The organism is Roseateles koreensis, from assembly GCF_028595305.1.
Taxonomy (GTDB): Bacteria; Pseudomonadota; Gammaproteobacteria; order Burkholderiales; family Burkholderiaceae_C; genus Paucibacter_A; species Paucibacter_A koreensis.
Map to the genome: position 1 here is coordinate 1 of NZ_JAQQXS010000002.1, position 13,228 is coordinate 13,228.

The window sequence follows — 13,228 nt, forward strand, 5'->3', positions numbered from 1 at the left end:
GCTCAACGGCGCCATGGCCCACCAGAATGTCCGTCGCATTCAACTCGCTCCCTAACGGCGCAGACAGAGACGACCTCGTTCAGCCACACGCTGGGAAAAACGAATTTTGCAGGTCCGACTATTCAGTTGCGCTTCAGGGAAGTTCTGCGAGTGCACGAAGAAACACTCAAGGAACTTCAGGAAGAAATTGAAGTCGCCAGAAGGGAATCACAGAAGAAATGATGCCTTCCGCCAATCATTTGGCAGATGAAGAGCGCCGAGCGCGCTCTTTTTCAAATGCTGAAAAATACATAGTTCTTGATTCAACTTTTATCGACGAATCAAGTTACAAAAGAAGACTCCTAGCCTGCCTTAATAAATCCACAAAGGGCAAGCTCGAAAGGTCATTGGAAAAAACCATATGCGAATTAAACTACTACGGGGCAGCCGCCATAGCAGGGGAATTCACTAGACGGAAGATTCCACCCTGCTTTCGCGGCATTCAAAACATACATCAGAGATACCTAGACAATCCTGAGGCACGGCTAATTCTCCTTAGGGCAGACATCCAGTGGATTCGAGCCATGTACCCCAACCATGTACCGGAATGGGATCGGCTCACGCCACTATTCGCTCGACCCGAATTGCCAGAGAAGTTGCTTCTATATCTGCATCACGATGGACGACGCGTCGCCGGTCAAATCGCAAAGGCTCTAGGGCTTGACGCTGGTCAGCAAAGAGAGTGCGCTTACGTTCAAACTTTGGATGTGCAACGATGGCGGCACCGTCTTTACCGGCGGCTACCACTTGCGAAGGGGAAAATTGAGGAAGGCATTCGAGCGGCCGACAAGCGCCCGCCTACCGCGCAAGATGCCACCATTGCACGTAGAACCGACCTTTGGCTTTGCGCTGAACTGGCCGGATGGAAGCCGCAGCGAACCAGTGAGCTGTACGCCCGGCTAACAGCGGAACAGCTTACAAGGCAAGCGGTAGCAAAGCAGCTACCGAAGTTACCCAGAATTCGTCGCTCTGATGGTTTTTAGCCTACTTGGTACCCCGCTCCCGAACAGAAGTTCGGGTGTACTGGTCACCCCCCAATTTACCTATAGAAACCGGGGGTGACAGAGCAGCAGAATTCTACGGGTGACTAGCTTCGCAAAGTTGTCACCCCCAAGGTAGAAATACAGAGCTAACCAACGACCCGGAAGGCAGGTCGCCACCCCTGTTGGAAATGTTGCCTATTCGGGCTTGTTGAGCTCGCGAAGGCTTACGAAAAGCGCCAGGCTGAGTGCGATTAACGCGGCCCCTCCCGGCAAGACCACCTTGAGCCAACCTTGTGCTGAGCCGGTATAGGCAGCATTCGTGACCTTCATGCAGTCATAGTTGAGCTTATATTCCTGACACGCCTTCTCGTGAATCGCCAAAAGTCGTTGACGCTGCGGCTCATAATTTCCATCTCCAATGGCTGTCAAGATCGCAAACAGTGCAAAAAGAATCCAAGCTGTTGAAACCTTCATAAGTCCCTCCTGAGTGTTGAACTCAGAAGTCTAGCTCGCCGGCGACACATAACGCCATATTTAGACGGCAAGACAAACCCTCATTGGGCAGATGAACGAAGTCCTAGATGCTCGGACGATGCGGGAAGGCATTGCACCCATCAACTAGAAGCGTCAGCCGAGCTTCCTTATGGACTAAACCCGTCGCCGCGATTTCTGCTGGCCTTGCAAAAGTGTCACGGAAGGTGTCACAGCTACGCAGACAAAGAAAAAGGGTTAGCTCCTTAACAGAGCTAACCCTTTGATATAAATGGTCGGAACGGTGGGATTCGAACTCACGACCCCTTGCACCCCATGCAAGTGCGCTACCAGGCTGCGCTACGCCCCGACGGTGTTTCATTTCTGAAAACAACTGACGCCAAGTATACCCGCACGCAACGCGGCGAGAAAGCAACTGTTGATCTTGACGTCAACCTCCCGAAAGTGCCGCTCAAAAACTCAGTGGCTCAAAGATAGGGGCCTGACCGGCTGCCATGCCGGGAACGCCCAGAGCTCATGCGGCGCCCGCTGCCAGAACCACTTGAACGGTGGGAGGATGAAGCCTGCGAGTGATGGGGCCGTGCGGAAACGCCCACCGGTTCGGTGAACCCCGCTGTTGCCCGTTGCGCCACACCCACGGACCCTGCATCGCCGGCACGGCCATCATGCATCGCATGGCCAGATTGGCTGACGTAAGCAGAATGGCGCAACGAGTCGCGTCGCTGCTGCCGGCGAGCCTGCATGCGCAGCATCGACATCAGGCCTGAACCCACCGCGTAGAGGCCAACGGCCCCCAAGGCCCAGGGCAGCAACTCGTACGCCAACTGCACCGCCATTGCCGAAGCCTGCCCGTTGGAAAAACGAGAGGCAGAAGAACCCGCCGAACCGCCCGCTCCCTGCCCGCCAGCATCAACCGCGAACTTGCCTTCGCCCTCGTAGGTGATCCGCTTTTTCTCGGCGTTATTTTCGGCGTTACGGCCTTCTGGATTTTCGAGGATCAGGCTGTTTTTGATCTGCCCCAACTCGTCCCGCAACCCCTTCAAGGTTTCGCGCTGATCTTCAGACAACATGCCCTTGACCGTCTCGCGCAGGCTGCCTTCAGCCGCCATGTCCGGCGCATGCGCATTGCGATCAACCAGGGGCGCAGAGGCGGCCGACGGCGCAGACGCAGTGCGGCCCGCTGAATTTGCCGGGGGCGCGCGGCCAGCAACAGACGCCGATGAAACCGACGTGGCAGAAGATTCCGCATGCGAAGAACGCGCCGGGCGCATGGCTGGCACCATATTCAAGCCCGGCGGCAGAATTGGCTCCTGCGCCTCCATCTCCAAGGGACCAGGTGCTGCCGGGGACTCCCCTCGCGGCATGTCTTTGAGCACGGGGCCGGCCTTGACGGCAAGCACGACCATCATCAAACCTAACCCTTGGATCACACGGTGGCAATTTGTGGCATTGAATGACATCCAGCCTCTCCGTTCTCTAATTGCACCATTTTGCACTCGCCGCAAGGTAAAACAAACCATTCCTCCCCCGTAAACAGGCGGTCGGTTCAACCCGCACGAAACATCTGCCGCCAGGCCGACGGGGTCACGCCGAAGGCCGCTTTAAAGTGCTGCCGCAACAGGCCGGCCGAGCCGAATCCAGCCGAAGCCGCCACCTGCTCGATCCCCCCGTCCCCCGATTCCAGCAGGCGCTGCGCCAAGGCCAGGCGTTCACGGAGCAGCCACTCCCCCAAGGTGCCGCCGGTCAACTGACGAAATTGCCGGGTGCAGGTACGGCGACTCATCACCGCCCGCTCAGCCACCTCATCCACATCCCAGGGATGAAGCAAATCGGCGCGCAAAAGATCCAGCACCCCCGCCAGCCGAGAGCCTCTCGCCGTGGCCGGCATGGCCTGCTCAATGAACTGTGCTTGACCACCCTGCCGGTGCGGCGGCACCACCAACCGACGCGCCACCCCGTTCGCCACCGCATGGCCGCATTGGCCTCGCAGTAGATGCAGGCAGGCATCGATGCCGGCGGCTGTGCCTGCGGAGGTGAGCACGTCCCCGTCGTCGACATAAAGCACATCAGGCGCCACCTCAACATCAGGAAAGCGTGCAGAAAAGTCTTGGGCATAGGCCCAGTGCGTCGTGGCGCGCCGCCCTGTCAGCAAGCCGGCCTGAGCCAGCACATAAGCCCCCAAACACAGGCCCACCAACCGCGCACCCCGTTTATGCGCAGCGCGCAGTGCCGCCAACAGAGCCGGCGGTGCCTGCTCGGCGGGGTCCCGCCAACTGGGCACGATCACGGTGTTGGCACGCTTTAGTCCTTCCAGGCCGTGTTCAGGCATCACGGAAAAGCCAGCAGTGGTGCGCAAGAGGCCAGGCTCTATCGCACAGACGCGCAGATCGAACGGCGAAGCAACCGGCTGCGATTCACCGAACACCACACAGGGCACGGACAGATGAAACGGGCTGATCCGGTCAAACGCAAGAACGGCAATTTGATGCCGAGATGAACGAGGTGAACGTTTCAATGGCTTCGAATGCGTCAATTGCAGCACAACAGGCTCCCAGGGTTGGTCAGTCCAGGCCGCCCGCGCAGGTGGGCCCGTTTGTCTTCCATATTGGCCCAATATTGTCGAACAATGTCATTCGGGCCACTCGTCACCCGAGAGAATAGTTTCAACAATGAGTCCTCATTCACCCCCTGACACCGAACAAGGACCCACCATGAACCCGACCACGGCACTGCTGATCATTGACATCCAGAACGACTACTTCCCAGGCGGCGCGTTTGAACTCTGGAATGCTGAGGCCACCCTTGACCGTATCGAGGCTGCCGTGCACAAAGCGCAGGCCTGCCAGATCCCCGTCATCTTGGTGCAGCACGTGGCCAAGGCCGGCAAGGGGCCCGCACCCTTCTTCAACGCTGGCACCGCCGGGGTGGCGCTGCACCCGCGCATGCTCGCCGCCGCACCGGGGGCACCGGTGGTGATCAAGCAATCAGCTGACAGCTTTCACGACACCAACCTGGATGCGTTGCTCAGCCAACTCGGCATCAAGCGCCTGCTGGTGTGCGGCATGATGACGCAGAACTGCGTGGCCTTCACCGCGACCTCGAAGCCGGCGGAGAAGTACGCCGTGCAGATCGTGTCCGACTGCTGCACCACCGTGAGCGAGATGCTGCATCTCATTGCGCTGAGCGGCGTGTCCACCCGAATCCCGCTGTTGAGCAGCGCCGAAGCCTTCTGACCTGGCGGCGACTCATGTGTCGCCGCCTCACCACCTCTCGGCCTCTCCGCCTCTTGGCCAAGGGCCCCTGAGGCGGAAATCAGAAATGAATGCCCTTCATCATCTGCTGCATCGCCATGGCTTCGGCCGACAATTGCGACTTGCCGCCCTTGGCACCTTTGGCGGCATCGCTGTCGGGGAACATGCGGAAGCTGGTGTTCATGATGATTTGCGCCACACGCGGCATCAATGAATGAACCAGTTCGCCAAACACGCCCAGGCGCGTGGCAATGCGCGCGGGCTTGTTGATGCAGGCGTCCACCACCATGTCCGCCGCTTGCTCGGGGCTCAAGGTGGGCACGTTGTTGTAGAGCTTGGTGGGCGCGATCATGGGCGTGCGCACCAGAGGCATATTGATGGTGGTGAAGGTCACGCCCAGGTCGGCGTACTCGCTGGAAGCGCAGCGCGTCCACGCGTCCAGCGCGGCCTTGCTGGCCACGTAGGCAGAAAAACGCGGCGCATTGGTCAGCACGCCGATGCTGGAGATATTCACCACATGGCCGCGCTGCTTTTCCACCATGCTCGGTAGCAGGCCCATGGTGACGCGCAGGCAACCGAAGTAGTTCAGTTGCATGGTGCGTTCATAGTCGTGGAAGCGGTCGTAGCTGTGCTCGATGGCACGCCGGATGGAGCGGCCCGCATTGTTGATGAGGAAGTCCACGCCACCGAATTCTTTGGTCACCCAGGCCAGCATTTCCGCGCAACTTTGCTCGCTGCAAATATCCGCCGAATAACTGTGTACTTGCGCTTGCTGACCGGCAGCGGCGCGGATCTCCTGAATGGCCTCGTCCAGCTTGCCCGCATCGCGTGCGCAGATGAGTGTGATCGCACCCGCCTCCGCAAATCGCTTGGCCACCGCCAGGCCGATGCCGGAGGAGCCGCCGGTCACCAGCACCACCTTGCCACCCACCGTGCCCTTGAGGCTGTGGTCGACGAACAGGGCGGGGTCCAGGTTGCGCTCCCAGTAGTCCCACAAACGCCAGGCATAGTCGTCCAGGCGCGGGCAGGACACGCCGCTGCCCTTCAAGGCAGCATCGGCTTCTCGGCAATCAAAGCGGGTCGGGTAGTTGATGAAGGTCAGCAGGTCTTCGGGCAGGCCCAGGTCCTTCATCACCGCATCGCGGATGCGTCGCACCGGCGCCACGGCCATCAAGGTTTTCTTGACGCTGCGGGGGATGAAGCCGAGCAAGGCTGCGTTGATGAACAGGTTCATCTTGGGCGCATGCGCCGCACGGGAGAAGATGTCCAGCACATCGCCCACGCGGTAGCCCTGCGGGTCGACCAAATGGAAACAGCGCCCGCTCATCTTGGCCTGATGGCTGAGGGCATCCAGCGCGTTGACCACAAAGTCCACCGGCACGATGTTGATGCGCCCGCCTTCCAGGCCGATGGCGGGCATCCACGGCGGCAAGATCTGGCGCAGGCGCTGGATCAGCTTGAAGAAGTAGTACGGGCCATCGATCTTGTCCATCTCGCCAGTGCGGGAGTCGCCCACCACCATGGCAGGTCGGTACACGGTCCAGGGCCGTTTGCACTCCTGGCGAACGATTTTTTCGCTCTCATGCTTGGAGCGGAAATAGGGGTGATCCAGCCCTTCGGCTTCGTCGAACATGTCTTCGCGAAACACGCCCTCATACAAACCCGCGGCAGCAATGGACGAGACATGATGCACATGCCCAGCATCGATGGCCTGGGCCAGGGCAACCATATGGCGCGTGCCGTCGATATTGGCCGTCATCTGCGAGGCCGCATCGGCCTCCAGGTCGTACACGGCAGCCAGGTGGTAGACGTGGTCGATCTGGCCTTTCATCCGTTTGATGTCTTCGGCACCAACGCCCAGCTTGGTCGCACCCAGATCACCTTTGACCGGAATCGCGCGGGCCTTGCTCACGCCCCAGAATTGCAACAACTCGGGCAATTTGTCCCAGCTTTGTTCACGCAGCAAGAAATGAACGGTGCTGCCACGGCGCGCCAACAATTTCTTCACCAGGCGCTTGCCAATGAATCCGGTGGCCCCGGTCACGAAATACTGCATCGAAATCTCCATATGATTATTCTTCGGTTTCAATTCTTGACCATCCGCGCGGCGTACCAAGTGCACGCTTTCCCGAAGGGGCAGCCCGCATTCTCGTGTTCCCAACAATGCAGGGGCGCACAAGGTAGGTAGAGCGCACTGCCTAGTCCGCAGGCGCGCAAAACAATCGACGACGGACCTATAGTCAGGGTAGGCACTCGAACACGAGTTGCGTCCCAGCAAGCCCTCCGTCAATACAAAGGACACAGAACATGGTCAAGAAGCTTCAGAAAATGGCTGCCAAGAAAAACGCCAAGGCCAATAGCCCGCTGGCCGGCGCTTTGGGTAGCGCAATTCCTGCGGGCCTGTTGGACGGTCACCTCGCCCAAAGCATCAAAGACTCGGCGCAGCAAATTTGGGCAGCGGGTCTGGGCGCTTTTTCAAAAGCACAAGGCGAAGGCGGCAAAGTGTTTGAAGCCCTGGTGAAAGAAGGTGTCAACTTGCAGAAGAAAACGCAATCTGCCGCTGAAGAAAAGCTCGGCGGTTTGGCCAGCAAGGTTACCGGCATGGCCGGCGATGTAGGCAACAAGGCCGGACAACAGTGGGACAAGCTGGAATCCATCTTCGAAGAACGCGTGGCCCGCGCCCTGAAACGCCTGGGCGTGCCCTCCGCCAAGGATGTGGCTGAACTGGTTGAGCGCCTGAATGCACTGAGCGACGCGCTGGGCGTTCCCGCCAAGGCCGCGGCCAAAACCAGCAAGCCAGCCACCAAAGTGGCTGCAAAAGCAGCCGCCAAAGCCCCCGCCGCCAAGCCCGTGAAAGCCGCTGCAAAAGCAGTGGTCAAGGCCCCTGTGAAAGCAGCAGCCAAGCCTGCCGCAAAACCCGCCACGAAGAAAGTGGCGACCAAAGCGGCCCCAGCGACAGCACCCGCCGCCAAGGCACCGGTCAAGCGCGTTGCGCGCAAAGCCGCGGCGCCCGCTGCAGCGGCTCCGGCAGCCGAAGCCAGCAGCACCAGCACCGCAGCTTGATTGCAGAGCCAGCGCTGAGCTGAAGAAGCGGCGCCGGCATCCCACGGGCCCTGCAAGTACTTCGCTGAATACGAGGTACTTGCAGGGCCCGTTTCATTGCGGGTCGCCGCTGATCAGATCAAATCAGGTCAAGCGAGATAGCGCGCCTGCAGATGGGCCTTGAAGTGCGCGGGGTTCAGCGCTTCACCGCTGGCGCGGCGCACCAGCTCTGGCGTTTCCCAGCGGCTGCCCTGGCTCCAGATGTTGGCGTTCAACCAATCAAAAACAGGCTGCAAATTGCCAGCCGCGATCTGCGTATCCAAGTCGGGCACGCTCCGACGCAGGGTGGCAAACCATTGGGCGGCGTACATCGCGCCCAGCGTGTAGCAAGGGAAGTAGCCAAAGGCGCCACCGCCCCAATGCACGTCTTGCATGCAGCCGTCCTTGAAGTTGCCGCGGGTGTCCCGGCCCAACAACTCCATCATCTTGGTATCCCACAGCGCTGGGATGTCCTCGCACTCGATCAACCCTTCCATCAAGGGCCGCTCAATTTCGTAGCGCAAGATCACGTGGGCGGGATAGGTCACTTCATCGGCATCCACACGGATCAAGCCGGGTTGTACCCGCGTCAGCAAGCGGTTCAGATTGCCGGGCTCAAACGCGGGCTGCGCACCCAGATGCTGAATCACCAAAGGACTCAGCAATTGGGCAAACGCGGGGTGGCTCCCCAGTTGCATCTCGAAGCTGAGGCTTTGACTCTCATGCAAGCCCATGGAGCGGGCCTGCGAAACCGGTTGTGTGATCCAGTCCCGCGGGCGGTTCTGCTCGTAGCGGCCATGGCCGGTTTCGTGGATGGTGCCCATCAGGCTGGGCAGAAAATCATCCTCGCGATAGCGCGTGGTCATGCGCACGTCCTCAGGCACGCCGCCACAAAAGGGATGTACGCTTTCATCCAGGCGGCCCGCTTCAAAATCAAAGCCCATCAGCCGCATAGCGTCGAGTCCGAGCGCACGCTGCGCCGCCTTGGGAAACGGGCCTTGCGGACGAATCAGCAGCTCTTGCGCCTGGCGCACCTGCACGTCGGCAATCAAGCCCGGCAACCAGCTGCGCAGGTCGCCAAACACCCGGTCCACCTCGCTGGCACGCATGCCGGGTTCGTATTGATCCATCAACGCGTCGTAACGCGATAAACCCGTGGCATCCGACAAGCAGGCCGCCTCTTCCCGGGCCAGCTTGACCACTTCACGCAGGTTGACCAGATAGCCTGCCCAGTCATTGGCCTGTCGCTGCGTGCGCCACGCGTGCTCGCAACGCGAACGCGCCAGAGATTTGGCCTCGACCAAGCGCTGCGGCAGCGCATTGGCTGAGCGCCAGACCCGCTGCATTTCACGCAGATTGGCGCGCTGGTGCTCAGACAAAGGTTCTTGTTCAGCCGCCTCCAACAAAGCTTTCAAGGCCGGGTCCGTCGCCAGTTGGTGCAGCAAACCGCCCATTTCAGCCAGCGCCAGCGAGCGTGCATCGCTCCCTTTACTCGGCATATTGGCGGATTGATCCCATTCCACGATGTGCTGCATATGGCCCAGGTGATGCAGGCGCTCGTGGCGCCGCTGCAAGTCAAGATAAGCGGGTGTGCTCATGGTTAATCTCGTGGTGAATCAGTCAAGAGGAGCGGCCGCAACGCGAAAGGGTTACGCATCGCCAAGCACGCGTGGCATTGTGGCCCGAGGCAAGCGCTATCACACGGCCGGGTCAGGGTGGGAAAACCCAGACCAGGGCCGCCGTCATCATGATGTAGCGCAACAATTTGCCCACCGCCATATAGGCCACGCAAGGCCAGAACGGCAGGCGCAGCCACCCGGCCACGGCGCACAGGGGGTCGCCCACGACAGGCAACCAACTCAGCAGGCAGGCCCTCGCCCCGAACTGCTCCAACCAACGCAAGGCCCGCGGATGCGGTGGCGCCTTGTGCCGGGCGTGCTCATAGACCTGCTCCACACCCAAACCCATCCACCAACTGATGACGCCGCCCAGGGTGTTGCCCATCGTTGCCACCAAGATGGCCGGCCAAAACATGGACGGATCGGCCTTGACCAGCAGATACACCGCCGGCTCCGACCCCAAGGGCAGCAGGGTGGCCGACACCAGCGCCACCAGGAAAACCGCAACCAAGCCGACCTGCGGCACGGCCAGCGCCAGCAGCAGCGCCTGAATTTGCGTGTCGAGAAAATGTTCCATGCCGGGGATTATCAACAGCCTCCCGGCAGATGCCGGCGGCCAGCCAGCTATAATCTTGCCTCATTTTTGTGCATTTCATCGGCAGCCTGCCGACACCCAAAGCCTGGTCGGGCTGGCCCTTGCGGGCGGGGTGATGCAGTCCCCCGGGTTCACCCTTTGCTGTCTTCTTACCCTTCGCACGCCGCATGAGCTCCGCTTCGCCGCCCCTGCAAATCGGCGCCCACACACTTGCCAATCGCCTCTTCGTGGCGCCGATGGCCGGCGTGACGGACCGTCCGTTTCGCCAGTTGTGCCGCCGCATGGGCGCGGGCTATGCGGTCAGCGAGATGGTGACCTCGCGCAAGGACTTGTGGAACAGCCTGAAGACCTCGCGGCGCGCCAACCACGACGGCGAGGCCGGGCCTATCGCCGTGCAAATCGCGGGCACCGATGCCCCCATGATGGCCGAGGCCGCCGCCTACAACATCGACCGCGGCGCCCAGATCATCGACATCAATATGGGTTGCCCGGCCAAGAAGGTCTGCAGCAAATGGGCGGGCTCGGCGCTGATGCAGGACGAACCTCTGGCGCTGGACATCATCCGCGCAGTGGTCGAAGCCGCCGCGCCACATCAAGTGCCCGTCACCCTCAAGATGCGCACAGGCTGGTGCGACAGCGAGAAAAACGCGGTCCGCCTGGCTCAGGCGGCTGAAAGCGCCGGCGTGCAAATGGTGACGGTGCATGGCCGCACCCGCGAGCAGGGCTACAAGGGTGCGGCTGAATACGCCACCATCGCCGCCGTCAAAGCCGCGCTGCGCATCCCCGTGGTGGCCAATGGAGACATTGATTCACCTCAAAAAGCCCACCAAGTGCTGGCCCAGACCGGCGCCGATGCGCTCATGATCGGGCGCGCCGCACAGGGCCGCCCCTGGATCTTCCGCGAGATCGCCCACTACCTGGCCACGGGCGAAACCCTGGCCGCCCCCACCGTACAAGAGGCCAGCGACTGGCTGATTGAACATCTGCACGAGCACTACAGCCTGTACGGCAGCCTCACCGGCATGCGCACGGCGCGCAAGCACATCGGGTGGGCGGTGTGCGATCTGCCGGGCGGCGAAGCCTTCCGCCAGCACATGAACACCCTGGAAAGCTGCGACGCGCAGATCGACACCTTGCGCGCCTGGTTCGCCCGGCTCGCTGCAGAGCATGAGCGCTTGCCCTATCTTGCCAAGCCGGCGGCGCCGCCAACAATGGCGGCTGGTGCAGCACCTGATGATGAAGACGATGACAACAACAATGAACCCACGAGGCGACAGGCATGACCCCCAAACCCATTGATGCCTGTGTGCGCGAAAACCTGGAAGTCTATTTCCGCGACCTGGAGGGCGAGGAGCCCCACTCCATGCACGACATGCTGATCAGCCTGGTGGAAAAGCCGCTGCTCGAAGTGGTGATGCAACATGCGGCGGGCAACCAGAGCAAGGCCGCCGAATGGCTGGGCATCAACCGCAACACCCTGCGTCGCAAATTGACCGAACACAAACTTGTTCCTTGATGCCGGGCGCGGCGCTGCCGCATCCGGTCCGCAAGGCCTTCTGAATTCAAACCTGCACCTATCGCCATGTCTCAACTGACTGCCCTGATCTCCGTGTCTGACAAGACCGGCATCCTCGAATTTGCCCAAGCCTTGCACGCGCTGAATGTGCGCCTGTTGTCCACCGGTGGCACCGCCAAGATGCTGCTTGAGGCCGGCCTGCCCGTCACCGAAGTGGCCCAGCACACCGGTTTCCCTGAAATGCTGGACGGCCGCGTCAAGACCCTGCACCCCAAGATCCACGGCGGCCTGCTGGCGCGCCGTGATCTGCCTGAGCACATGGCGGCCATCCAGCAGCACGGCATCGACACCATCGACATCCTGGCCGTCAATCTGTACCCCTTCGAAGCCACCGTGGCCAAGCCCGACTGCACGCTGGAGGACGCCATCGAGAACATCGACATCGGCGGCCCGGCCATGGTGCGCAGCGCCGCCAAGAACTGGAAAGACGTGACGGTGCTGACCGACGCCAGCCAGTACGCCGGCGTGTTGGCCGAGCTCAAGGCCAGCGGCAAGACCAGTGACAAGACCCGCTTTGCCTGCAGCGTCGCCGCCTTCAACCGCATCGCCCAATATGACGCGGCGATCAGCAATTACCTCAGCGCCATCCAGGACGACGGCACGCACGCCCAATTCCCTGGCCAAATGAACAGCAGCTTCATCAAAGTGCAAGACCTGCGCTACGGCGAAAACTCCCACCAGAATGCCGCCCTGTACCGCGATCTGTACCCTGCCCCTGGCAGCCTGGTCACCGCCAAGCAACTGCAAGGCAAAGAGCTGAGCTATAACAACATCGCCGACGCCGATGCCGCGTGGGAATGCGTCAAGGCTTTCGAAGCCCCCGCCTGCGTCATCATCAAGCACGCCAACCCCTGCGGCGTGGCTGTTGGCGCGCACGCGGCCGAGGCCTATGCCAAGGCCCTGCAGACCGATCCCACCAGTGCCTTCGGCGGCATCATTGCCTTCAACCGCCCGGTGGACGGCGCGGCCGCCGCTCATGTCGCCAAGCAGTTTGTTGAAGTGCTGATGGCCCCCGCCTTCAGCGCCGAGGCACTGGAAATTTTCAAGGCCAAGGCCAATGTGCGCCTGTTGCAGATTGATTTGCCCACCGGCGGCGCCACGCCTTGGCAACAAGGCCGCAACGCCATGGACAGCAAGCGCGTGGGCTCCGGCATCTTGCTGCAAACCGCTGACAACCACTTCCTGAAAGCCGCCGACCTCAAAGTCGTCACCACCAAGCAGCCCAGCGCGCAAGAGTTGCAAGACCTGCTGTTCGCCTGGACCGTGGCGCAGTACGTGAAGAGCAACGCCATCGTCTTCTGCGCCGGCGGCATGACGCTGGGCGTGGGTGCGGGCCAGATGAGCCGCATCGACTCCGCCCGCATTGCGTCCATCAAGGCCGAAAACGCCGGCTTGACGCTCAAGGGTTCAGCCGTCGCCAGCGACGCCTTCTTCCCCTTCCGTGACGGCCTGGACGTCGTCGTCGACGCTGGCGCCACCAGCGTTATCCAACCGGGCGGCTCCATGCGCGACGACGAAGTGATCGCCGCCGCCAACGAGCGCGGTATCGCCATGGTGTTCAGCGGCGTGCGCCACTTCCGCCACTGATCGCG

General features: G+C 61.2%; 13 protein-coding genes and 1 tRNA gene. 7 read left to right on the top strand and 7 right to left on the bottom strand.

The genetic code is table 11. From position 1 onward, the window contains the following. Both PRZ01_RS01830 and PRZ01_RS01835 read left to right on the top strand, forming a co-directional pair. Nucleotides 1-222: hypothetical protein (locus PRZ01_RS01830; protein ID WP_273595055.1), on the top strand; the 222-nt coding region annotated here is incomplete at its 5' end. Next, the gene (locus PRZ01_RS01835; protein ID WP_273595056.1) at nucleotides 219-1,022 is read left to right on the top strand and encodes a hypothetical protein; all 804 of its coding nucleotides are present in this window, start codon (nucleotides 219-221) and stop codon (nucleotides 1,020-1,022) included. The genes PRZ01_RS01830 and PRZ01_RS01835, both read left to right, overlap by 4 nt. A 195-nt stretch (nucleotides 1,023-1,217) precedes the next feature. Here PRZ01_RS01835 and PRZ01_RS01840 read toward each other — a convergent pair whose 3' ends face one another. The 4 genes from PRZ01_RS01840 to PRZ01_RS01855 all read right to left on the bottom strand — a co-directional run bounded on the left by PRZ01_RS01840 (nucleotide 1,218) and on the right by PRZ01_RS01855 (nucleotide 4,047). Next, nucleotides 1,218-1,496: a hypothetical protein gene (locus tag PRZ01_RS01840; RefSeq protein WP_273595057.1), complete on the bottom strand. Its 279-nt coding sequence runs from the start codon at nucleotides 1,494-1,496 to the stop codon at nucleotides 1,218-1,220. Nucleotides 1,497-1,786: 290 nt separating this feature from the next. Further along, nucleotides 1,787-1,863, bottom strand: a tRNA-Pro gene (locus PRZ01_RS01845). A gap of 118 nt (nucleotides 1,864-1,981) precedes the next feature. Continuing rightward, entirely contained in the window at nucleotides 1,982-2,974 is a 993-nt protein-coding gene (locus PRZ01_RS01850; protein ID WP_273595058.1) for a hypothetical protein, read from the bottom strand. Between the two features lie 86 nt (nucleotides 2,975-3,060). Then, on the bottom strand, nucleotides 3,061-4,047 hold the full coding sequence (locus PRZ01_RS01855) for a GlxA family transcriptional regulator (RefSeq protein WP_273595362.1): 987 nt from the start codon (nucleotides 4,045-4,047) through the stop codon (nucleotides 3,061-3,063). A gap of 178 nt (nucleotides 4,048-4,225) precedes the next feature. Here PRZ01_RS01855 and PRZ01_RS01860 point away from each other — a divergent pair, with 178 nt between their 5' ends. Beyond that, nucleotides 4,226-4,747 carry a cysteine hydrolase family protein gene (locus tag PRZ01_RS01860; RefSeq protein WP_273595059.1) on the top strand — a complete coding sequence of 174 codons (522 nt, stop codon included), beginning with the start codon at nucleotides 4,226-4,228 and terminating at the stop codon, nucleotides 4,745-4,747. 79 nt (nucleotides 4,748-4,826) lie between these two features. On the opposite strand, the gene PRZ01_RS01865 is transcribed toward PRZ01_RS01860, so the two are convergent. Next, a complete protein-coding gene (locus PRZ01_RS01865; protein WP_273595060.1) occupies nucleotides 4,827-6,821 on the bottom strand; it encodes an SDR family oxidoreductase in 1,995 nt (664 codons plus the stop codon). Nucleotides 6,822-7,072: 251 nt separating this feature from the next. Here PRZ01_RS01865 and PRZ01_RS01870 point away from each other — a divergent pair, with 251 nt between their 5' ends. After that, on the top strand, nucleotides 7,073-7,828 hold the full coding sequence (locus PRZ01_RS01870; protein WP_273595061.1) for a phasin family protein: 756 nt from the start codon (nucleotides 7,073-7,075) through the stop codon (nucleotides 7,826-7,828). 128 nt (nucleotides 7,829-7,956) lie between these two features. Here PRZ01_RS01870 and PRZ01_RS01875 read toward each other — a convergent pair whose 3' ends face one another. After that, nucleotides 7,957-9,444 carry a carboxypeptidase M32 gene (locus PRZ01_RS01875; RefSeq protein WP_273595062.1) on the bottom strand — a complete coding sequence of 496 codons (1,488 nt, stop codon included), beginning with the start codon at nucleotides 9,442-9,444 and terminating at the stop codon, nucleotides 7,957-7,959. A 112-nt stretch (nucleotides 9,445-9,556) separates the two neighbouring features. After that, nucleotides 9,557-10,042 (bottom strand): YqaA family protein, encoded by a 486-nt coding sequence (locus PRZ01_RS01880; RefSeq protein ID WP_273595063.1) that lies wholly within the window; start codon nucleotides 10,040-10,042, stop codon nucleotides 9,557-9,559. Between the two features lie 185 nt (nucleotides 10,043-10,227). On the opposite strand from PRZ01_RS01880, the gene dusB reads away from it, so the two are divergent. From dusB to purH, 3 genes are all read left to right on the top strand, one after another. Beyond that, entirely contained in the window at nucleotides 10,228-11,343 is a 1,116-nt protein-coding gene (gene dusB, locus PRZ01_RS01885) for a tRNA dihydrouridine synthase DusB (RefSeq protein ID WP_273595064.1), read from the top strand. Beyond that, entirely contained in the window at nucleotides 11,340-11,576 is a 237-nt protein-coding gene (locus tag PRZ01_RS01890) for a helix-turn-helix domain-containing protein (protein ID WP_273595065.1), read from the top strand. Before dusB ends, PRZ01_RS01890 begins: the two co-directional genes overlap by 4 nt. Nucleotides 11,577-11,642: 66 nt before the next feature. Next, nucleotides 11,643-13,223: a bifunctional phosphoribosylaminoimidazolecarboxamide formyltransferase/IMP cyclohydrolase gene (purH, locus tag PRZ01_RS01895; RefSeq protein WP_273595066.1), complete on the top strand. Its 1,581-nt coding sequence runs from the start codon at nucleotides 11,643-11,645 to the stop codon at nucleotides 13,221-13,223. The last annotated feature ends 5 nt before the right edge of the window (nucleotides 13,224-13,228 follow it).